This is a genomic window from Acidovorax sp. LjRoot194 (genome assembly GCF_964253015.1).
Taxonomy (GTDB): Bacteria; Pseudomonadota; Gammaproteobacteria; order Burkholderiales; family Burkholderiaceae_C; genus Acidovorax.
The window spans coordinates 1,743,995-1,764,273 of record NZ_CAXUQB020000001.1 but is presented as its reverse complement, the minus strand read 5'-3'; the positions used below and the strand labels follow the sequence as shown (position 1 = coordinate 1,764,273).

Genomic DNA, 20,279 nt, shown 5'->3' with positions numbered 1-20,279 from the left:
CCAGGATGCGCGCGGTTGCTCGTCAGTCGGGACGCCCCGGCAGCAAGGCCGGGTCTGCGCCAGGCATAAACCGCTGCTCGGGCGGCGAGCCCGCCAGGCTCTGCGCAGGCCTTCTCAGCGTCGCATCGAACGGATTGATCTTCGGCCCGATCGCGGCCGCCTCGCGCTTGAGCAGTTCCACCACGGTGGGCATGCGGTCGGCGTTCAGGCGGTCGGCGATGGTGCCCACGCTCAGCGCCGCCACGGCGCGGCCTTCGCGGTCGCAGATGGGCACGGCCACACCGGCCATGCCTTCGAGCAGGCCGGTGTTGCGACCTGCGTAGCCCTGCTGGCGCACGCGCTCGATCTCGGTACGCAAATACACCTCGTCGTACACGCCGTACTCGCGCACGCGGGACAGGTTGAAGCGGATGACCTCTTCGCGCTCGGCCTCGGGCAGGAACGCCAGGATGGCCAGCGCGCCCTGCCCCACCCCCAGCGCCACGCGGCCACCGATGTCGCCGGTGAACGATCGGATCGGGAAGGGCCCCTCGCTGCGGTCCAGGCAGATGGCGTCGAAGCCGCTGCGCGCCAGCAAAAAGATGCTGTCGCCCAGGCTGCCGCACAGCCGCAGCAATGCCGGGCGGCACAGGCTGCGCAGGTCGCCCGGGTTGCCGGCGCGCGCAGCCAGGGCGAAGAAGTCCATGCTCAGCCGGTAGAGCTTGCTGCGCTCGTCCTGCTCGACCATGCCTTCGGCCACCAGCGATTGCAGCAAACGGTGCGTCGTGCCCTGCGTGAGACCGATAGCACGCGCCAATTGGGTGACCCGGCCGCCCTCGGCCTGCACGGCCACCAGGGCGCGGATGAGGGCAAAGACCCGGGGGACACCGCCCGTGCCTGCGGTTGCTGCTTCCATGCGTCGTTCCTGCGGAATAGATGGGTTCCATTTTACCCATCACATTCCAATGATCGGAATAATTTGAATAAAAATTCTGATTAGTGGAATACCCGGTGCGATCTGGTTCAGTTGTTGCAATAGAGTGAACTGAAAACGCCGGGCACCCCCATCCTGAACGATCCCATGCACCGCCGCGGTGCAGCGGTGCCAAGGCACCTTGTTTGGCAAAGGCCGCCCGGCACAAAGACATCCATGCGCCGCGCCGTCAGAGCACGCGCCTGGCAAGAAACCGGAACCCGAAGAAAGGCCCCCATGTCCTTCCTCCAACTTACCGACGTGACCAAGTTCTACGGCAGCACCTGCGCGGTGCAGTCCATGAACCTCACGGTGGAAAAAGGCGAATTCGTCTCCCTGCTCGGCCCCTCGGGCTGCGGCAAGACCACCACCTTGCAGATGGTCGCGGGCTTCGAGGCGGTGAGCAGCGGGCGCATCGAGCTGGACGGGCGCGACATCACCCACGCCAAGGCCAACACGCGCGGGCTGGGCATCGTGTTCCAGAGCTATGCGCTTTTTCCGCACATGACGGTGGCCGACAACGTGAGCTTTGGCCTGGAGATGCGCAAGGTGCCCAAGGCCGAGCGCAAGGACCGGGTGGCCCAGGCCCTGGGCCTCGTGCACCTGGAGCCGCACGCCACGCGCTACCCGCGCGAACTGTCGGGCGGCCAGCGCCAGCGCGTGGCCCTGGCGCGCGCACTGGTCATCGAGCCGCCCGTGCTGCTGCTCGACGAGCCCTTGTCCAACCTGGACGCCAAGCTGCGCGAGGAGATGCAGTTCGAGCTGCGCCAGATCCAGCGCAAGGTGGGCACCACCACGGTGATGGTCACGCACGACCAGAGCGAGGCCATGTCCATCAGCGACCGCGTGGTGGTGATGGAGGCCGGCCGCGCCACGCAGATCGACCACCCGCACCGCGTGTACGAGCACCCGCGCACCCGCTTCATCTCCACCTTCGTGGGCAAGGCCAACCTCGTGCCCGGCAAGGTGACGTCGGCGACCGGCACCCACACCCACGTGGGCGCCGGGCCCATCGAGGTGCGGGTGGACGGCGCGCAGTTTCGCCCCGGCGCGGCCGTGCTGCTGAGCGTGCGGCCCGAAAAGCTGCAGCTGGTGTCTGCAGTGCAGGGCCGTATCGACGGCGAAGTGCGCGAGCGCTTCTTTCTGGGCAGCCAGTGGCTGTACCGCGTGGGCACCCCCCTGGGCGACCTGATGGTGCTGGTGCCCAATGACGGCCGCAACGCGCTGGACGAAGGCGATCGCACCGGCCTGGACTGGCCCGACCATTCCATGCGCCTGCTGCCCGCCGATGAACCCGCGGTGGCAGGTGCCGAGGCCATGGCATGACAGCTACATCATCGACCCTGTCCGCAGCACCCCACCCGCTGCTGGGCAAGAAGGCCATGCCTTGGTGGCTGTCCGGCCCTGCGCTGCTGCTGTTCACCGTGCTGCTGCTGGTGCCGCTGGCGCTCACGGCGGTGCTGTCGTTCAACGCGTTCGACCCGGCCACGGGGGTAAAGGCGGGCGAGTTCACGCTGGAGCACTACCGCCATGTGTTTGCCGATTCGTACTACCACGCGATCTTCTGGCGCACGTTCTGGATCGCCGGGCTGGTCACGCTGATCTGCGTGGCCATCGGCGCGCCAGAGGCGTACGTGCTCAGCCGCATGCGCAACCCGTGGCGCTCCATCCTGCTGCTGGTGGTGCTGGCGCCCTTGCTGGTGTCGGTGGTGGTGCGGGCCTTCGGCTGGAGCATGCTGCTCGGCCCCGAAGGCCTGGTGAACGCTGCCTTCGGCCTGGTCGGCATCGGCCCGGTGAAGATGCTCTACACCGAGATCGCCGTGGTGGTGGCGCTGGTGCACGTGATGCTGCCGTTCATGGTGATCCCCGTGTGGACATCGCTGCAGAAGCTGGACCCGGGTGTGGAAAACGCCGCGCTGTCGCTGCAGGCATCGCCCTTCACCACGCTGCGGCGCATCGTTTTGCCGCAGGTGCTGCCGGGCATTCTGTCGGGCAGCCTGATCGTGTTCGGCCTGGCAGCCAGCTCGTTCGCCATTCCCGGCCTGCTCGGCGGGCGGCGGCTGAAGATGGTGGCCACGGTGGTGTACGACGAGTACCTGCACGAGCTGAACTGGCCGCTGGGCGCCGCCATTGCGCTGACCTTGCTGGTGGCCAACCTGGTGGTGATGCTGAGCTACAACCGTCTGGTTGAAGGTCGGTACAAAAAATCTCTCGGGTGAACGCGATGCAAAAAAACGGCCCCATCGCCCTCGCGTTCAACGCGCTCGTCATCACCTTCATGCTGGCCCCGTTGCTGGTGGTGTGCATCGTCGCCTTCACGCCGCACAACACGCTGACGCTGCCCACCACCGAGTTCTCGCTGCGCTGGTTCAAGGCGGTGTTCGACCACCCGGACTTCATGCAGTCGTTCTGGAACAGCCTGTGGCTGGCTCTGGCGTCGGCCACGCTGGCGACAGTGCTGGCAGTGCCCGCGGGCATTGCGATCACACGCTACGACTTCCCTGGGCGCGGCTTTCTCAACGGCCTGTTTTTGTCGCCGCTGATCATCCCGCACCTGGTGCTGGGCGTGGCCCTGCTGCGCCTGTTCGCGCTGATCGGCGGCACGGGCAGCTTTGGCTGGCTGGTGGTGGCGCACGCGCTCATCGTCACCCCGTACACGCTGCGCCTGGTGGTGGCGGCACTGGTGGGGTTCGACCGCAGCGCAGAGCACGCAGCCCTGTCGCTGGGCGCCAGCCAGGCCACGGTGTTCACGCGCATCACGCTGCCCATGATTCTGCCGGGCGTGACGGGCGGGTGGATGCTGGCCTTCATCAACAGCTTTGACGAAGTGACCATGTCGATCTTCGTCACCTCGCCCAGCACGGTGACGCTGCCGGTGCGCATGTACATGTATGCCACCGAGTCCATCGACCCGTTGATGGCGGCTGTGTCGGCGCTCATGGTGGCGGTGACGGCGTTTGCGATGGTGCTGCTGGACCGCGTGTATGGCCTCGACCGTGTCCTCGTCGGACGGAAGTAGATGAGCGCGACTGCAATGACTGTGAATACCGCCTTGCTGCACCGCGTGGCAGAGACCACGCGCCGCGCCGTTCCCTTCACGCTGGACGGGCGCCCCACCACGGCACTGGAAGGCGACACCGTGCTGACGGCCATCCTCACCCAGCGCGCACAGCTGCGCCGCAACGAGTTCAGCCACGAGCCGCGCGCGGGCTTTTGCCTGATGGGTGCCTGCCAGGACTGCTGGGTGACGACCGACAGCGGAGAGCGCCTGCGCGCCTGCAGCACCTTCATCACACCCGGCATGGCGCTGCGCACCGAAGCCGCCGACGCGGCCACCTTTGCCAGCGGGGGCCAGCCATGACGACGGCGCCTGGTTTGCAACCCGTGATCGTAGGCGCAGGCCCGGCCGGCATCCGCGCCGCGCAGACGCTGGCGGCCCACGGCGTGCGGCCGGTACTGATCGACGAAGCCGCGCGCGGCGGCGGGCAGATCTACCGGCGCCCACCTTCCCACTTCCAGCGCACCCCCGCCACGCTGTACGGCACCGAGGCCGCGCGTGCCACCGCGTTGCACGGCACGCTGGACGGCCTGCACGCCCAGATCGACTACCAGCCGGACAGCCTGGTGTGGAACGCGCAGGGCGGCCTGCTGGACGTGTTGCATGGCCCCACGCAGACCACGCGCACCGTGCCCTACAGCCAGCTCATCGTGGCCAGCGGCGCCACCGACCGCGTGCTGCCCCTGCCGGGCTGGACACTACCGGGTGTCTACACGCTGGGCGGCGCGCAGGTGGCGCTCAAGTTCCAGGGCTGCGTCATTGGCAGCCGCGTGGTGCTGATGGGCACGGGCCCGCTGCTGTACTTGGTGGCCTACCAGTACGCCAAGGCCGGCGCCATAGTGGCTGCGGTGCTGGACACCGCGCGCTTTGCCGACCAGCTGGCCGCCGTGCCTGCCATGCTGACGCAGCCTGCGGTGTTTGCCAAAGGCGTGTACTACGTGGGCTGGCTGCGCGCGCACGGCGTGCCCATCCACAGCGGCATCCGCCCGGTGCGCGTGCTGGGCGACGGCCGCGTGGCCGGCGTGGTGTGGGCCGATGGCGCCGGGCGTGAGCACACGCTGGACTGCGACGCCGTGGGCTTTGGCTACGCGCTGCGCTCCGAAACACAGCTGGCCGACCTGCTGGGCTGCCGCTTTGCCTGGGCCCCCATGCACCGCGCCCACCTGCCCGAGCGAGATGCCGCGGGCCGGAGCAGCGTGCAGGGCGTGTACCTGGCGGGCGACGGCGCGGGCATCATGGGCGCCGACGCGGCCGAGTGGGCCGGCGAGTTGGCCGCGCTGGCGCTGCTGCAGGACCACGGGACGGCCGTGGATGCGGCGCGCATGCAGGCGCTGCAGGGACAGCTCCATCGCCTGGTGCGGTTTCGCCACGGGCTGGAGCGTGCGTTTCCCTTCCCCACCGACTGGGCCGCGCACGCGCCCGACGCGCTGGTGGTGTGCCGCTGCGAGAACATCACGGCCGGCGATCTGCGCGCCTGCGTGCGCGAGACCGGTGCCGATGAAATGAACCGCCTGAAGGCGCTCACCCGCGTGGGCATGGGCCGCTGCCAGGGCCGCAGCTGTGGCGTGGCAGCGGCCGAGATCCTGGCGCAGGCCACCGGCCAGCCCGTGGAGCGGGTGGGCCGGCTGCGCGGGCAGGCGCCGATCAAACCGGTACCGATCCACCTGCAGGCACGGCAGGCCACGGACGCGGGAGCCAGCGCATGAGCAGCAGCACGCCTCGAACCATCAAGACCGACGTCGCCATCGTGGGCGGCGGCATCGTGGGTGCATCGGCCGCGCTGGCCCTGCGCCGCCAGGGCGTGGACGTGGTGCTGCTGGAGCGCGACCTGTGCGGCTCGCGCTCGAGCGGCGTGAACTACGGCGGCGTGCGCCGCCAGGGGCGGCCGTTGAGCCAGTTGCCGCTGGCGCAGCGCGCGCACGAGATCTGGGCACGCCTGCCCGCGCTCATCGGAACCGATGGCGAGTACGCCCGCACCGGGCACTTCAAGATCGCGCGCAGCGACGCGGACATGGCCGCGCTGGAGCATTACGCCGACCTGAGCCGTGACTTCGATCTGGGCATCGAGCTGATCAGCGGCGAGCGCCTGCGCAGCGAATGTCCGTGGCTGGGCGGCAAGGCCGTGGGCGGGTCGCTGTGCGTGGACGACGGACAGGCCAACCCGCGCCTGGTGTCGCCCGCCTTCGCGCTGGCCGCACAGCGCGCGGGTGCGCAGATCTTCGAGCGATCACCGCTCACGCGCATCGAACACGACGGCCGGCAGTTGTTCACGCTGCATTCGGGCCAGGCTTTGCAGGTGCAGGCGCCCATAGTGCTCAACTGCGCGGGCGCCTGGGCCGGTGCCATGGCCGAGCAGTTCGGCGAGCAGGTGCCGCTGCGCTCCGGCCACCCCGCGATGATGGTCACCGAGCCCCTGCCCTACTTCATGCAATGGAGCCTGGGCGTGGAAGGCGGCGGCATCTACTGCCGCCAGGTGGCGCGCGGCAACCTCGTGCTGGGCGGCGGGTCGGGCTTCTGGCTCGACGGCGACCGCGCGCGCTCGGAGCGCAGTGCCATCGCGTCGCTCACCGTGCAGGCGGTCGAGCTGCTGCCTGCGCTGAAGCACGCGCACTTCATCCGCACCTGGAGCGGCACCGAAGGCTACCTGCCCGACCGCCAGCCCGTGCTGTGCAAGAGCCGCACCACGCCCGGCCTGATCCACGGCTTCGGCTTTGCGGGTGCGGGTTTTCAGATCGGCCCCGCCGTGGGCGAAGTGCTGGCCGAACTGGCGCGCGACGGGCAGACCAGCACACCGATCGACGCGTTTTCTCTGGCGCGATTCGACGAGACACCGACGCCTGTCGATAACGCCACCCCGACAACCACAGTGCCGGCCCATTGAGCCGCCGATCCTTCACCCCCTGACCCACCGAAAGGCAATCACCATGAACTTCGCTTTCCGCACGAACGTCTCCCTGCGCCGTGGCCTGCTGGCTGCGGCGGCTGCCACCGCCCTGGCGGCCGCCGGTACGGCCGCCGCACAAACCAAAACGCTGTACATCGGCATGAACGGCGGCACCATGGAGAAGGCGTACACCCAGTACGTGTTCCCGGCGTTCGAGAAGCTGCATGGGGTGAAGGTGGTGGTGGTGCCCGGCACGTCGTCGGACATCCTGGCCAAGGCACAGGCCAACAAAGACAAGCCGCAGATGCACGTGATGTTCCTCGATGACGGCATCATGGTGCGCGCGATGGGCATGGGCTTGTGCGAGAAGCAGCGCCCCAACCCGCACTTGAACGACATCTACCCGGCCGCCCGCTTCAAGGACGACCTGGCCAGCGGCGTGAGCCTGGGCATGACCGGCATCGCCTACAACACCAAGATGTTCACCGAAAAAGGCTGGGCCGCGCCCACGTCGTGGATGGACTTTGCCGACCCCAAATACAAAGGCAAGGTGGTGTTCCAGTCGATGCCGTCGTCCTCCTTCGGCCTGCACGGGTTTTTGATGTTCAACCGCATCCAGGGCGGCAACGACAAGAACGTGGAGCCAGGTTTCAACAACTGGGCCAAGACCGTCGGCCCCAACGTGCTCGAGTACATCCCGAGCTCCGCCAAGATTTCCGAGATGGTGCAGACTGGCGAGGCTGCGATGTTCCCGCTCACGCCCACGGCAGTGGCAGCGCTCAAGGCCAAGGGCATCCCGGTGGAGTACGCGCAGCCCAAGGAGGGCTCGGTGGTGCTCATGACCGGCCAATGCGTGATCGCCAAGAACAGCGAGCCCGAGCTGGCGCAAAAACTCGCCGAGTTTCTGCTGAGCCCGCTGGCCCAGGCCAACGTGCTGCAGTTCGGCGCGCAGATCCCCACCAACCCCAAGGCACCGGCTGTGGGCGAGGGCGCGGCGCAGGTGGCACAGATCAGCCAATGGATGAAGAACGCCGTGACGCTGGACTGGGACAGCGTGAACGCGAACCGCCCCGCCTGGAACACGCGCTGGAACAAGACCATCGAGCGTTGAGCGTTGAGCGTTGGGCGCTGGAGCGGCTGGGGCGCCGCTCCACGCGGCAGGGCTGTTTGTGACAAATGTCACCGGCCCCGCCACACCCTGCGAAAGCTGGGTGCCCCAAACCGCTTCTTCGACTTCAGAATCCGCCGCCTGAACACGGAATTCATTCGAAGAAGAGGGCCCCCACCATGAAACGCTGGATCCAATGGACCGCAGGCAGCGCACTGCTGCTGGGCGTGATCGTTGCCGCCACCGCAGCCACCGGCCTGTACCTGGCAGAGCAGCGGCGCAACCGCTACATCGACATCAAGCCCCGCCCCGTGGCGTACACCACCGATGCGCAGACCATCGAACGTGGCCGCTACCTGTATGCATCGCGCGGCTGCACCGACTGCCATGGCGCACAGGGCGCTGGCCGCGAGTTCGTGAACGACGGCAAGGGCACGCGCATCGTCGGCCCCAACATCACATCGGCGGGCGTGGTGGGCCGCTACCAGCCCGAGGACTGGAACAGCGTGATCCGCCACGGCGTCAAACCCAACGGCCGCCCGGTGATGGTGATGCCCAGCGAAGACTACAACCGCTTCACCAACGACGACTTGAACGCGCTGGTCTCGTACGTGCGCCAGCTGCCGCCCCAGGAAGTCACGGCCCAGGCCGTGGTGGACCTGCCCCGCCCCGCCTGGGTGCTGTACGGCCTGGGCGTGATCCCCGACGCCGCTGCGCGCATCGACCACCAGTTGGCGCCATCACGCCCCGTGCCGGCCGGCGTGACGCTGGCCAACGGCCAATATGTGGCCAACATGTGCATCGGCTGCCACGGCGCCACGCTGGAAGGCGGCAAGATCCCGGGCGGCCCGCCCGACTGGCCTGCGGCCGCGGACATCCGCCCCGGCGCCCAGCACGCCGACAGCGCCATGGCGCGCTACCCCAGTGCCGCCAGCTTCGTGGCGATGCTGCGCACCGGCAAGCGGCCCGACGGCACGCCCATCCAGGTGATGCCGTTCGAATCACTGGGGCAGCTGAGCGACACGGATGCGCAGGCGCTGTACCTGTACCTCAACGCACCGGCCGGCAGCGTGAGACAGGGCCGCGTGAGTGCCCCGGCACTGGGCGGTGACACGAGCAGCGCCATCACCGTGCCGTCGACACCGATGGGGCTCAGGCTGCCGGGATGAAGCGCGCAAGGAGTGAGCGGCGCAGACTGAACTGCCCGCCCCGCCCGGCGCTCCGAAAACGATGCGTTCACACGACCGGCCTCTCGGGCAACGACCCTTTCCGATAAACACCCGCTCGGGTAATCAACCTTTCGGGCCACCATTCGCTCGGACCACAAGCCGTTCGGGCTGAGCTTTCGAAGCCCTGCGATGCCCTTCGACCAGCTCAGAGTGAACGGTGTGGGTGGTGCAATGAAGTGCAGGCCGGGCCCAAGGGCGAGGGCGAGGGCGAAGGCGCGCATGAACGCCCTGCCCTACGACGACCGGTCAGCTCCCGGAATGCGCATGCCCACCATGCGCAGGCGCCAGGCTGTACGACCCCGCCGGGCCACCCGGCGTGTTGGAAGGCGTGGCTGGCGTGGCGGCCGGCGCGCGGCGCACACGGGGCACCACGCTCAGCTGCACGGTGTCCAGCACCGGGCCGGGCACCACGTTCAGCGCCTTGCGCGGCAGGTCCACCAGTTGTTCGGCGTGCCACACGCGCACCTGGGCGCCGCCGTCCGGCACAGCCGGGAAGCGCGCGATGCCGTCGTTGTCGGTCTTGAGCGTCCAGGCCGAATCGGTCACGAACACATGGCCGCGCATGGAGCCGTGCAGGTGGCAGCCCAGCAGCACCACGCCGGGCGCGTCCAGCTTCACGTCGGCAAAGTTGGCGGGTTTGCCGTCGGCCTTGCCGGCCAGGCGCAGTTCGAAGTTGCTGCTGGCAGATGGAGCAGCAGCACCCGCCGCCGCCGCGCCGGTGGGGTTGCCGCGCACGTGGTGGTCCCACCGGTCCTGGTTGGTAAAGCGCACCGTGGCGCCCGCGGGCACCACCGTCACGGCGGGCACGAAGCGCATCTTTTCCTGCTCGATGGTGGGGCTGGCCTGCAGCAGGCTGGGCTGCGCGCCTGTAGCGGCCCCGGGGTAGACCACCACCACGGCGTCGGGCACCGGCTTGCCGTCGCGGTCCAGCACCTGGATCTGGACATTTCCGGCGCTGGCGCTCGTCCATACTGCGCAAGCAGCTATCAAAACTATAGTATTTTTCATGGCGTTCAACGGATGGTGATCACGTCGCGGTGCATGGGCGCGAGCAGGGCCAGCAGGCGGTTTTGCTGGACGAAGGGTATGCCCTGGGCATCCATGGCGCTTTGCAGCACCTCCACCAGGGCGTTGAAGTGGCCCTTGTTGATGTCCATGTCGGCATGGGCCGATTTCATGTCGGCGCCTTCGTATTTGCAAGGCCCCCCGCTGATCTGGCAGATCTGGTCCGTCAGGCTTTCCTTGAGCGCCTGGGGCTTCACGTCCTTGAAGTGCCCGCCGATGCGCGGGTCCTTCACGACGCGGTTCACGAAGTCGTCCATCAGGCGGGCGATGCCGGGCTTTTCGCCCAGCGCTAGGTACAGGCCTGCGGGTGCTGACGTTGCGGCAGCGTTGGTGGCTGGGGTCGCGGTGGACGATGGCGCAGCCTGGGCCAGGGCGGCAGGGGCGCCCATGCAGGCCATCACGGCCAGGCCCAAGGCGAGAAGGTGGTGTTTGTTCATCATGGGGTACTCCGGTGCGTCACTCGGTACATCAGAACGCGACTTGGGCAGACAGGTAGTAGCCCGTCTGGCGGCGGTTGTTCGTGATACCCGGCACGATGCGCCCCAGGTCCACGTAGGCAAGCGTGAGCGACACGTTCTTGGTCGGCGCCCAGGCGATGAAGATGTCCTTCCAGTCGTCCTCGCGCAGCGCGGCGCCCAGGCCGGCGGCCGCGCCCAGCGCCTGCAGGTTGTTGGGCTTGAAGCGGTACTCGGCGCCCACGGCCAGGTTTTTGCTCAACAAATAGGCGATGGAGAACTCGGGCTGCAGACTGCGGCTGTTCTTGCCCGGTGCGGCCGAGCCGAAGCCCAGCAGGCCGTTCTGGTTCGCGTTGGTGTAGCGCAGCGTGCCGTTGACGAGCAGGCTTTGCGCGAGCAGCAGTTTGGTGGCGCTCACATACACATCGGTGCCACTGGTCCTTGTGCCCAGAAAGTCCAGCACCGACCCGATGGAGCCCGGGTGCGTGCGCTTGTGCTCCAGGCCCACCGCGATCTGCGGCATGAGGCTGTCGGCATCCAGAATGGCGTCGCCCGCCACCTTCACCTTGATGCCGACCACGTCCATCTTGATGTGCTGGCCGGGCGTGACGCCGAAGGGCGCGATGCCGTTGAGCGCCAGCGCGGGCGAGGCATCGAAATCCTGCCGGGCCAGCGACAGCTCCACCCGGTCATGCAGGCCGACGGCCACGCCGTAGCCGTTGAGGCTGTAGTCCTGCGTGGCCGCCCGCATGACGTAGCCGCTGTAGCCGACCTCGCCCGCCGTGGCGTTGGTGCCGATCACGGCCCAGGGCGTGAGCCCGCCGCCGGCCGACCCGCCTATGGTGCTGACGCCCCCCGTCAGCAAGAGCTTGCCGGTGTCGGCCTGCGCGAGGCCGGCGCCCAGGGCCAGCGCGGCCAGCAGGATGCAGTGGAGCCTGTGTTTCATCGTGATCTCCCAACGGTTGGAATGCTTGTAAGTGGATGTTGCACCCAACTTACGGACCGCAGAACACGCTGGATTCAAAAACGACAGAAATTTTTGCGGGCCACTGAGGAAGGTCGAAACGCTGAGTGGTCTGGTCCGCAGGCGCCATGGCGCCCGCGCATCCCACCCTCGTGGAACGCGAAGGGCGCGATTAACGCGACGAACGCTACAGCGTGCGCTGGATCAGCTCGCCCTTGAACAGCACCGGCCCGGTGGGCCCTGTGGCGCTGGGCACGCCACCCTTGGGCTCCAGGCTGATGGCCAGCGCCGGCACCTGCCGGACGTCGGATTCGCCCGCCACCAGCTTGAGCAGCTTTTCCTGCCCCAGCACTCCGAGCGACCGCGGCCCGCCCGAGGGCGGCAGTGCCCACAGCTGCAGCGACTTGTCGGCGCCTTCCTGGAAGCCGCCCACGCGCTGCAGCACCAACTGGTTGTTCTTGGGGTCGAAGGTGACCAGCATCGATGCAGCCGCCTTGTCGTCCGCCAGCACGGCCACGTACTGGATCTGCGGGGTGGCCTGCAGTTGCTGCTGCAGCGTGGCGATCTGCTGGCCCGACGTGGCCTTGAGCGCGCCGTGCACCTGCACGCCGACGGCCACCGCCGCCACCGTGGCCAGCGCACCTGCGGCGGCCGCGCCGCGCCACACAAGCAGGCTGTGCCACCAGCTGCTGGCGGGCGCTGGCGCCGGGGCTGCATGGGCGGCCTGCATGGCCTGCGCGGCCTTGTCCGCCTCGACCAGGTTGTGGATGCGGGTCCAGACGTGCGAAGACGGCTGGGCCAGCTCTTGCAGCTCGGTCAGGCCGGACCACCGGCTTTGCCACACCAGCGCAGCGGCCCGCACGGGGGCCTGGTCACGGGCCAGGGTTTCGAACCGGCGGCGCGCGCCGCCGCGCAGCGTGCCCAGTGCGTAGCTGGCCGCCAGCCGGTCGAGCAGTTCAGGGTGTCGGGAGATATTCATGGCGAGTCCTCCTGGCTCAGGCATACCGCGCCATGCAGGCGCGCAACTGCTCCAGCCCGCGCCGGATCCAGGTCTTCACGGTGCCCAAAGGCAGTTTGAGCTGCTCGGCGAGGTCGCCGTGGCTCAGGTCGCGCAGGTAGGCCAGGCTGACCACCTCGCGCTGCTTGTTGTCGAGCTTGCCCAGGCACTGATGCAGTGCAAAGGCCTGCTCGCTCGCGTCGGTCGCGTCCATGGGGTTGGTGCTATCGCCTTCCAGCGTGTCGGCCAGGGCGTCGTCCAGCTCGTTCATCAGGTCGGCCCGGTCGCTGGTGCGCTTGCGCAGGGCATCGAGCGCCCGGCTGCGCACGATGAGCCCCATCCACGCCATCGGAGGGCTGAGCGATGCGCGGTAGTTGCCGGCGGACCGCCAGATGGTCAGGAAGGACTCCTGCAGCACATCCTCGGCCGCATCGCGGTTGCGCACCACGCGCATCGCCAGGCCAAAAAGCCGGGACGAGGTGCTCTCGTACAGGCTTTTGAGCGCAGTGTCGTCCTGCGCGGCGATGCGGTCTAGGAGGTTCATCAGGTCACTGTCGGTGTGCAGGGTGCTCATGCGCCCATTCTCTGGGATTGGTCGATCTTCACGATGCAAAGGCATCTTCTGTAGGTGAATACGCCACAGCCGACGCTTTGGATTCAGCCGCAGTTGTGGTGTGCGGCAGAAATATCGACCGGCATTGCGACGCCGTGAATCCAGACCGACTTTTGGGCCGTACAGCAGGGGTAGCCCCACCAGAAACCCCTGATGACCCCTACCTTTTCAGGCCACACAGTGGCCCGTACACGCACCGCCGGGTGCACCGCGCTGCTCGCCGCCCTGCTCTGGGCTGCTGGCGGCCCCGCCCTGGCCCAGTCGGTCGAACGCGGCCGCGCCGTATACACCGCCCACTGCGCCAGCTGCCACAGCACCGACACGCACCAGGACGGCCCCGCGCACCGAGGCGTGGTGGGCCGCCGCGCTGGCGCGCTCAAGGACTTCGACTATTCGCCCGCACTGCGCAACAGCAAGGTCTTGTGGACACGGGCCACGCTGAAAGCCTGGCTGGCCAACCCCGAGGCCCTCATACCCGGCCAGGGCATGGACTACAGCCTGGACGATGACCGCGACCGGGAAGACGTGGTGGCCTACCTGGCCACCCTGAAGCGCCTGCCTTGACGCTGGCTGCGAAGCCTAACTACCTACCTACCACTGCGCGCAGATGCCCACCAGCCCGGCCACCACCAGCGCAAGCCCGGCGCCTTCGGTGCGGGTCAGGCTTTCGCGGAACACGCGGCGCGACACCAGGTAGCTGTACAGCACTTCGACCAGGCCCAGCGTGCGCACGTCGGACGCGGGCCGCATCGCATAGGCTGTGAACCACGCGATGGACGCGACCGCACCCATCGACCCCGCCACCACCGACATGCGCCAGGCCCGCGCAATGGCGCCGGCCACCCCGGGCTGCCGCGCCAGCAGCCAGCCGCCCAGCACCACCGACTGCAGCAGTTGCGCCCAGAACACGCCCCAGGCGCCCGCCACCCACGGCGCCACGCCCGCGTTGGCGTCTGCCAGCGCCAGCGATGCACCGCGAAACCCCACGCTCGCCAGCGCAAAGCACGCGCCCGAAGCCAGCCCGTACACCACCAGTCGGCCGCTGCCCTGCCCTGCCGTGGCCGAAGACCCGGCGCGCAGCGCCCGCCAACCGCCCGGCGGCAGCGACAGCAGCACCACGCCGACAGTGGCCGCAGCCATGGCGCCCAGCGCGAGCGGCCCGGGCAGCTCGTGCAGCAGCACGGCCGAGAACAGCGCGACCTGCAGTACCTCGGTCTTGGAATACGCCACGGCGAGCACGAAGTTGCGCTCCTTCATGGCCAAGAGCAGGAACGCCGTGGCCCCCACCTGGGTGAGCGCGCCCATGGCGAGCCACGCGGCATACACCCCGTTGAACTGTGGAATGCCGCCCGCGCCCCAGAAGGTCAGCCCCGCCACCCAGGCCGTGGCCAGCGGCAGGCCGTACAGAAAGCGCACCAGCGTGGCAGCCAGCGTGCCCAGCTCGGCGGTGAGCGAGCGCTGGGCGGCGTTGCGTGCGGTCTGTGCCAATGCGGCCCACAGCGTCAGCGGTATCCACGCCCAGGCAATCCAGGAAAGAGTCATGCAAGGGTTATAGCGGGCCCCTGGCGCGCCGCCCGACGCCAATGGGCAGTGCGGCCATGCAGGGGCGCGAGGGCTCGGCGCGCCACACCGCCAGCGAGCCGGTCCGTCAAAGCGTGAGCAGTTCAGTCGGCCGTGATGTGGCTGGTCTCGGCCACCTTCTTCCACTTCACGATGTCGTCGGCAATGATCTTGGTGAAGGCTGCGGGCGTGTCCTCGACCGTGATCGCACCGGCCGCGGCGAACTTGTCCTGGACGGCCTGCGTGCGCAGCGCACGCACGATGCCGCCATGCAGCTTCTCCAGCACATCGGCCGGCAATCCGGCGGGGGCCAGCACGCCGTTCCAGAAGCCTTCGTTGGCGCTCTTGAGGCCCAGCTCGGCAAACGTGGGCACGTCGGGCAGCTCCTTCAGGCGCTGGGGCGTGGCCAGGGCCATGGGCACCAGGTTGCCCGACTTGATGTGCGGCATCGAGGACGCCAGGGTGTCGTAGATCATCTCGACCTGGCCGCCGATCACGTCGTTCAGCGCCGGGCCCGTGCCGCGGTATGGCACATGCACCACGCGCAGGCCGCTGAGCGACTTGTAGTACTCCATGGCCATGTGGGTGGCGCCGCCATTGCCCGACGATGCGTACGAAAACTTGCCCGGCGACTGCCCCACCAGCTTGGCGAACTCCGCATAGTTCTTGGCCGGAAAGCTCTTGTTGATGGCCAGCACCCCCGGCACCGACAGGATGCGCGTAATGGGCGTGAAGCTCTTGAGCGCATCGAAGCTCAGGTTCTTGTACACCGCCGAATTCGTGCCGTTGGTGCTGGTGGTGCCCAGCAGCAGCGTGTACCCGTCGGCCTTGGCCTCGGCCACGAAGCGCGCACCCACCGAGCCGCCCGCACCGGCCTTGTTCTCCACGATCACCGGCTGGCCCAGCTCCTTGGACAGCGCATCGGCCAGCACCCGGCCGCTGATGTCCGACGTGCCGCCCGGTGGGAAGGGCACCACCAGCTTGATCGGCTTGTCGGGGAAGGCGCCCTGCGCGGCGGCGGGCAGCACGGCTGCGACCCCTAGCAGTGCCAGTGCGACGCCTGCGGCCGTGCGGCGGTTCATTCGTTGCGTGTTCATAGGTGTTGTCTCCTGCGATTGTTGGAATAAAAGGATCAATGAATCCTGGAACCTGAAACTGAAACCTGGGCGGCCTCTACTTGCCCGTGCAGGCCTTGCCACCATCCACCGGAATGCACACGCCCGTCACGTAGCGTGCCTCGTCGCTCGCCAGAAACAGCGCCGTGTAGGCCACGTCCCAGGCCTGGCCCATGCGGCCCATCGGGCTGGCGGCGTTGCGGGTGCGCAGCATGTCTTCGGTGCTGGCGAACTGCCCGGCGATCTGCTGGTGGATGAGCGGCGTGTCGATCACGCCCGGCAGCACCGCATTGGCGCGGATGCCCTGCGCCGCGTACTGCACGGCCAGCGCACGCGTCAGGTGGTTGAGCCCCGCTTTGGCCGCGTAGTAAGGTGTGTACGGGTAGCTGTTGATCTGCTGTGAGGCCAGCGACGATATGTTGACGATGGCGCCACGCCCCCGCGCCAGCATCACCGGCACCACGTGCTTGCAGGTGAGGAACACGCCCGTGAGGTTGGTGTCGATCACCTGCTGCCAGGTGGCCTCGTCCATGTCGACCACACTGCCCATGCGTGTGATGCCCACGTTGTTGTGCAGGATGTCGATGGCGCCATAGCGCGCATGCACGCGCCGCACCACGTCGGCCACGGCGGCGGAGTCGGTCACATCGGCCGCATAGGCCTCGGTGTCGAAGCCTTCGGCGTACAGCTGGGCACGGGTTTCCTCGGCCGCCTCGCGGCGGATGTCCACCACCGCCACGCGCGCCCCTTCACGGGCATACACCATGGCTGCGGCCTTGCCGTTGCCCCAGCCGGGGCCGGACGAACCGCCACCGAACACCAGCGCGACTTTGCCGGCCACACGGCCCCGGCCCGGCAGCGCATCGAGCGGCGGAAAGTACGCGGCCGACGCTGCCGGGCTGCTTGCATGTGCTGTGGTCGCCATGGATGAATGTCTCTTTCTTTGTGGGTGGGTGCCGGGTCTTCAGGCTCAGTGCACGGCCGCCATGAGTTCGGCCCAGTCGCGTGCGCCTTGCCCTTCGCGCGCCCCCAGGGCGTAGGCCGCCTGGTTCACGCGGCTGATCACCCCCGTCTCCCATGCGGACCGCGCGTCGCCAATGCGGGCACTGCTGGCAGCCACCGTGGCAGCGGGTATGGACCGAGCATCGAGCGCCGGCAGGCGCGAGACGCCGGCCCCATCGCAGCCGATGCCCGCGTCGTTGTAGAGCGCAGCGAACACCGGCAGCTTGATGGCGGTCTCGAACCGCCCGCCCAGCAGTCCGCCGTGCGATGCGGTGATCACCACCGACTCCGCGTCTTCTTCGTCCACGAGCGAGGCCGAGTCGATGAGCACCACGGCGCGGTGCCCGTGCGTGCCCGGCAGCACCTTGCGCGACTCGCCGGGCGATGGACCGGGGTCGACGGCGCCGAGCTGTGCCGCCGCCATGCAACGCGCGGCCTCCATGGCGGGCATGCCCACGCGCACGCCCAGCTCCACCGCCCGTGTATTGGCGAACGAGATCAACCCGCGCGCCGCGCAGTCGGCCCCGTCGCCGATGCGGGCCGACCGGTGGTGGATGGCCGCGCAGGGCACGCCCAGGCTGTCCGCGTAGTGCAGCCCCGCGATGCCTGCGCGCTCCAGGCCCACGCCGGCGTCGCACACCACCAGGCCTGCCACCCCCTCGGTCAGGGCCAGGTGCACCGCAAACACGCCGCCGTGCGATGCGGCCACCGCCACGTGGCCGCGCACGCCGGGCCCCATGCGGGTGACCGAGTCGCAGACCAGTACGTCGTGGGCCAGGGTGCCGCCGCTCATTCGCCGCTCCGGTCCTTGTTGTGGCCTTCGCCCGTGCCGCGGTACGGCACCTCCTGGTCCACCAGGTCCCACACGAAGCGGGCGGACGGCACGCGCTGCTCCTCCGCGATGTGCGCCACCAGCCCCGCCGCACGCGAGATGACGGCAAAGCCGCGCATCAGCGCAGGGGGCACACCCAGCTCGCCCAGCAGCGTACCCACCGCGCCCGTGGCGTTGATGGTGATGTGCTTGCCAAACGCGGCATCGACCTCGCGCGAGAGCACTTCGATGGCGTGCAGGTAGCGCCCCTCGAAGCGCGGGTGCTCGCGGCCGATGGCCAGCAGCCTGGCGGCGCGCGGGTCGTCGGGCTTGTGCATGTGCTGGCCGAAGCCGGGGATGGGCTTGCGCTCGGTGCGGTAGCGCTGCACCGCGGCGCGTGCGGCGGCCTCCACGCCTTCGGGCGCATCGATGAGCTGGCGCAGCAGGATGGCCGAATTTTCCACCGTGCCCACGAACTGGCTGCCCACGGCCAGGAGGCCTGCGGCCACGCCGCTCTGGATGTTCTCGGGCGAGCTCATGTAGACCATGCGCGTGGCGATGGCGCTGGGCGTGAGGCCGTGCTCCATGATGGCGATGAGCGCCGCATCCAGCACACGCAGGTCGTCGGCGTCAGCCCGCCGGTTCAGGATCTGCGAGAACAGCACATCGGTGAAGCCGCGCTGCCCCAGCACATCGTCGGCCAGGTTGTCGCCCCGGTAGTGGATCGACGTCTGCGAATGCGTGCACAGCTCGGTGTACGGGCGGTCGGTGGGTTTGTTGCTGCTTTGGCTCATGCGGCCCTTTCCTGGCTGGCCTGGCGCACCAGGCGCGTGATGTCGGCCTTGAGCGTCACCTTGTGCACCTTGCCCGCCACGCTGCGCGGCAGGTCGGCGTAGAAGTGCACGGCCTTCGGTGTCTTGACGGACCCCAGGTGCTCCTTGGCAAACGCGATGATCTCCTGCGCGCTGACCTGTGCGCCGGGCTTGAGCTGCACCGCCGCATGCACGGCCTCGCCCCACTTGTCGTCCTCGATGCCGAACACGGCGGACTCGTGCACCGCCGGGTGCTGGTCGAGCACGCTCTCCACATCGATGGGGTAGACGTTGAATCCGCCGGTGATGACCACCTCGCGCAGCCGGTCCTTGAGGAACAGGTAGCCGCGCTCGTCCACATAGCCCCGGTCGCCCGTGTGCAGCCAGCCGTCGATGATGGTCTCGGCCGTCTTGTCGGGCGCCTTCCAGTAGCCGTTCATGATGAGGTCGCCGCGCACCACGATCTCGCCCGCCTCGCCCGTGGGCAGCAGCGCGCCCTCGGGGCTCATGATGGCCATGTCGGTCAGCAGGCCCTGACGGCCCACGGAGCGCCAGTTGGCCTCGTCCGCAAAGTCTTCAGCCCGCATCACGCTGACCACCTGCGGCGCCTCAGTCTGGCCGTAGGTGGTCTCCAGCACAGGGCCGAAACAGTCGCGCACCACACGGATCTTCTCGGGCGGCATGGGCGCGCCGCCGTAGATCAGGTGCTTGAGGCGCGGCAGCTGCAGGCGCTCGCCATGCGCTTCTGCCACCAGCATGTACAGCAACGTGGGCGGCATGAAGGTGGTGGTGATGCCGTCTTCGCGAAAGCTGCGCAGCAGCTCGGCCGGCTTGTTGCTGCCCGGCAGCACCAGGCAGCCGCCCTGCGCCAGGATGGGCAGCAGGTAGGTGGACGTGCCGTGCGTGACCGGGGCCGAGATAAGGTAACGGTCATCTGCATCAAAGCCGAACGCGTGGATCTGGTTGACCAGCGTGGTCACCCACGCGCGGTAGGGCTGCATCACGCCCTTCGGCACGCCCGTGGAGCCTCCGGTGAACTTGATGGCCTGCGCCTCGTCGCGCGAGCGGCCATGGGGCCGGGGCTGCTGACCGGTGTGCGCGGCAGCGGCCACGTCCAGCGTCGCATAGATGTCGCCGCACTCGCCAACTTCACCGCCTTCGCCGCCTTGCCCTAGCGCGAGCACAGCCTTCACGCCCGCCAGGTCCAGCGTGCCCAGGTGGGCGGGTTCTGCCAGCACGATGCTCGGGTCGGTAAAGGCAATGATGCGGTTGAGCTCCGCCGCAGGGTTGCGCCAGTTGAGCGGCACCCACACCTTGCCCGCCGCCAGCACGGCCAGCAGCGCGACGATGTGCTCCACCGTGTTGCCGGCGCAGATGCCGACGCGCGAGCCGGGCGTTGCATCGAGCTGCTGTAGCGCACACGCGGCCGCGTTCACGCGCGCCGCCAGCTCGGTGTAAGTCAGGGCCTGGCCGCCGCCGATCAGCGCCGTGCGCTGGGGATACATCCGGGCGGCCCGGTGAAAGAAGTCGATGGGGTACATGCAGATATTCCGGGATACGGACTTTTTTATGCTTGCCACCAGCACAATTGGTAGCAAAATCAATGCAAATTATTGCCACCAATGCGTTGCAAGCAAAGGCCAAAAGTCCGCCA

Annotated in this window: 21 protein-coding genes; 9 read left to right on the top strand and 12 right to left on the bottom strand. The window is 68.4% G+C overall.

The window, feature by feature from the left end; translation table 11 throughout:
* Positions 1-22: 22 nt before the first annotated feature.
* On the bottom strand, positions 23-895 hold the full coding sequence (locus ACSQ3N_RS08050) for an IclR family transcriptional regulator (protein ID WP_056162046.1): 873 nt from the start codon (positions 893-895) through the stop codon (positions 23-25).
* 294 nt (positions 896-1,189) lie between these two features.
* Between ACSQ3N_RS08050 and ACSQ3N_RS08045 the strand changes: the two genes are divergently transcribed.
* The 8 genes from ACSQ3N_RS08045 (at position 1,190) to ACSQ3N_RS08010 (ending at position 9,171) form a co-directional block, all read left to right on the top strand.
* Positions 1,190-2,278: an ABC transporter ATP-binding protein gene (locus ACSQ3N_RS08045; RefSeq protein ID WP_436146022.1), complete on the top strand. Its 1,089-nt coding sequence runs from the start codon at positions 1,190-1,192 to the stop codon at positions 2,276-2,278.
* Entirely contained in the window at positions 2,275-3,171 is an 897-nt protein-coding gene (locus ACSQ3N_RS08040) for an ABC transporter permease (RefSeq protein WP_436125598.1), read from the top strand. Before ACSQ3N_RS08045 ends, ACSQ3N_RS08040 begins: the two co-directional genes overlap by 4 nt.
* 5 nt (positions 3,172-3,176) lie before the next feature.
* Positions 3,177-3,971, top strand: coding sequence for an ABC transporter permease (locus ACSQ3N_RS08035; RefSeq protein WP_436146021.1), 795 nt, complete (start codon positions 3,177-3,179; stop codon positions 3,969-3,971).
* A gap of 15 nt (positions 3,972-3,986) precedes the next feature.
* The gene (locus ACSQ3N_RS08030) at positions 3,987-4,313 is read left to right on the top strand and encodes a (2Fe-2S)-binding protein (protein WP_156370855.1); all 327 of its coding nucleotides are present in this window, start codon (positions 3,987-3,989) and stop codon (positions 4,311-4,313) included.
* On the top strand, positions 4,310-5,716 hold the full coding sequence (locus tag ACSQ3N_RS08025) for an FAD-dependent oxidoreductase (RefSeq protein WP_436146020.1): 1,407 nt from the start codon (positions 4,310-4,312) through the stop codon (positions 5,714-5,716). Before ACSQ3N_RS08030 ends, ACSQ3N_RS08025 begins: the two co-directional genes overlap by 4 nt.
* Positions 5,713-6,891: an NAD(P)/FAD-dependent oxidoreductase gene (locus tag ACSQ3N_RS08020; protein WP_436146019.1), complete on the top strand. Its 1,179-nt coding sequence runs from the start codon at positions 5,713-5,715 to the stop codon at positions 6,889-6,891. Before ACSQ3N_RS08025 ends, ACSQ3N_RS08020 begins: the two co-directional genes overlap by 4 nt.
* A gap of 43 nt (positions 6,892-6,934) precedes the next feature.
* Complete coding sequence (locus tag ACSQ3N_RS08015) at positions 6,935-8,005, top strand: ABC transporter substrate-binding protein (RefSeq protein ID WP_436146018.1); 1,071 nt, start codon at positions 6,935-6,937, stop codon at positions 8,003-8,005.
* A gap of 176 nt (positions 8,006-8,181) precedes the next feature.
* A complete protein-coding gene (locus ACSQ3N_RS08010; RefSeq protein ID WP_436146017.1) occupies positions 8,182-9,171 on the top strand; it encodes a c-type cytochrome in 990 nt (329 codons plus the stop codon).
* A gap of 306 nt (positions 9,172-9,477) precedes the next feature.
* Here ACSQ3N_RS08010 and ACSQ3N_RS08005 read toward each other — a convergent pair whose 3' ends face one another.
* The 5 genes from ACSQ3N_RS08005 to ACSQ3N_RS07985 form a co-directional block, all read right to left on the bottom strand.
* Positions 9,478-10,239, bottom strand: coding sequence for a cupredoxin domain-containing protein (locus ACSQ3N_RS08005; protein WP_436146016.1), 762 nt, complete (start codon positions 10,237-10,239; stop codon positions 9,478-9,480).
* 5 nt (positions 10,240-10,244) lie between these two features.
* Positions 10,245-10,733 (bottom strand): group I truncated hemoglobin, encoded by a 489-nt coding sequence (locus ACSQ3N_RS08000; protein WP_369817102.1) that lies wholly within the window; start codon positions 10,731-10,733, stop codon positions 10,245-10,247.
* A gap of 31 nt (positions 10,734-10,764) precedes the next feature.
* Positions 10,765-11,697 carry a DUF3034 family protein gene (locus tag ACSQ3N_RS07995; protein ID WP_056162023.1) on the bottom strand — a complete coding sequence of 311 codons (933 nt, stop codon included), beginning with the start codon at positions 11,695-11,697 and terminating at the stop codon, positions 10,765-10,767.
* A 205-nt stretch (positions 11,698-11,902) separates the two neighbouring features.
* Entirely contained in the window at positions 11,903-12,694 is a 792-nt protein-coding gene (locus tag ACSQ3N_RS07990; protein ID WP_056162022.1) for an anti-sigma factor, read from the bottom strand.
* Positions 12,695-12,710: 16 nt separating this feature from the next.
* The gene (locus tag ACSQ3N_RS07985; RefSeq protein WP_056162019.1) at positions 12,711-13,286 is read right to left on the bottom strand and encodes an RNA polymerase sigma factor; all 576 of its coding nucleotides are present in this window, start codon (positions 13,284-13,286) and stop codon (positions 12,711-12,713) included.
* A 219-nt stretch (positions 13,287-13,505) separates the two neighbouring features.
* Between ACSQ3N_RS07985 and ACSQ3N_RS07980 the strand changes: the two genes are divergently transcribed.
* The gene (locus ACSQ3N_RS07980) at positions 13,506-13,889 is read left to right on the top strand and encodes a c-type cytochrome (protein WP_235507229.1); all 384 of its coding nucleotides are present in this window, start codon (positions 13,506-13,508) and stop codon (positions 13,887-13,889) included.
* Positions 13,890-13,916: 27 nt separating this feature from the next.
* Here ACSQ3N_RS07980 and ACSQ3N_RS07975 read toward each other — a convergent pair whose 3' ends face one another.
* The 6 genes from ACSQ3N_RS07975 to ACSQ3N_RS07950 all read right to left on the bottom strand — a co-directional run bounded on the left by ACSQ3N_RS07975 (position 13,917) and on the right by ACSQ3N_RS07950 (position 20,166).
* Positions 13,917-14,867, bottom strand: a complete 951-nt coding sequence (locus tag ACSQ3N_RS07975) for a DMT family transporter (RefSeq protein ID WP_056162017.1) — start codon at positions 14,865-14,867, stop codon at positions 13,917-13,919.
* 122 nt (positions 14,868-14,989) lie between these two features.
* A complete protein-coding gene (locus ACSQ3N_RS07970; RefSeq protein ID WP_235507228.1) occupies positions 14,990-15,982 on the bottom strand; it encodes a Bug family tripartite tricarboxylate transporter substrate binding protein in 993 nt (330 codons plus the stop codon).
* Between the two features lie 76 nt (positions 15,983-16,058).
* Positions 16,059-16,925 (bottom strand): SDR family NAD(P)-dependent oxidoreductase, encoded by an 867-nt coding sequence (locus tag ACSQ3N_RS07965; RefSeq protein ID WP_235507227.1) that lies wholly within the window; start codon positions 16,923-16,925, stop codon positions 16,059-16,061.
* A gap of 45 nt (positions 16,926-16,970) precedes the next feature.
* Positions 16,971-17,795, bottom strand: coding sequence for a hypothetical protein (locus ACSQ3N_RS07960; protein WP_056162015.1), 825 nt, complete (start codon positions 17,793-17,795; stop codon positions 16,971-16,973).
* Positions 17,792-18,607, bottom strand: a complete 816-nt coding sequence (locus ACSQ3N_RS07955) for a citryl-CoA lyase (protein ID WP_056162013.1) — start codon at positions 18,605-18,607, stop codon at positions 17,792-17,794. Before ACSQ3N_RS07955 ends, ACSQ3N_RS07960 begins: the two co-directional genes overlap by 4 nt.
* Entirely contained in the window at positions 18,604-20,166 is a 1,563-nt protein-coding gene (locus ACSQ3N_RS07950; RefSeq protein ID WP_436146015.1) for a class I adenylate-forming enzyme family protein, read from the bottom strand. Before ACSQ3N_RS07950 ends, ACSQ3N_RS07955 begins: the two co-directional genes overlap by 4 nt.
* Positions 20,167-20,279 lie beyond the last annotated feature (113 nt).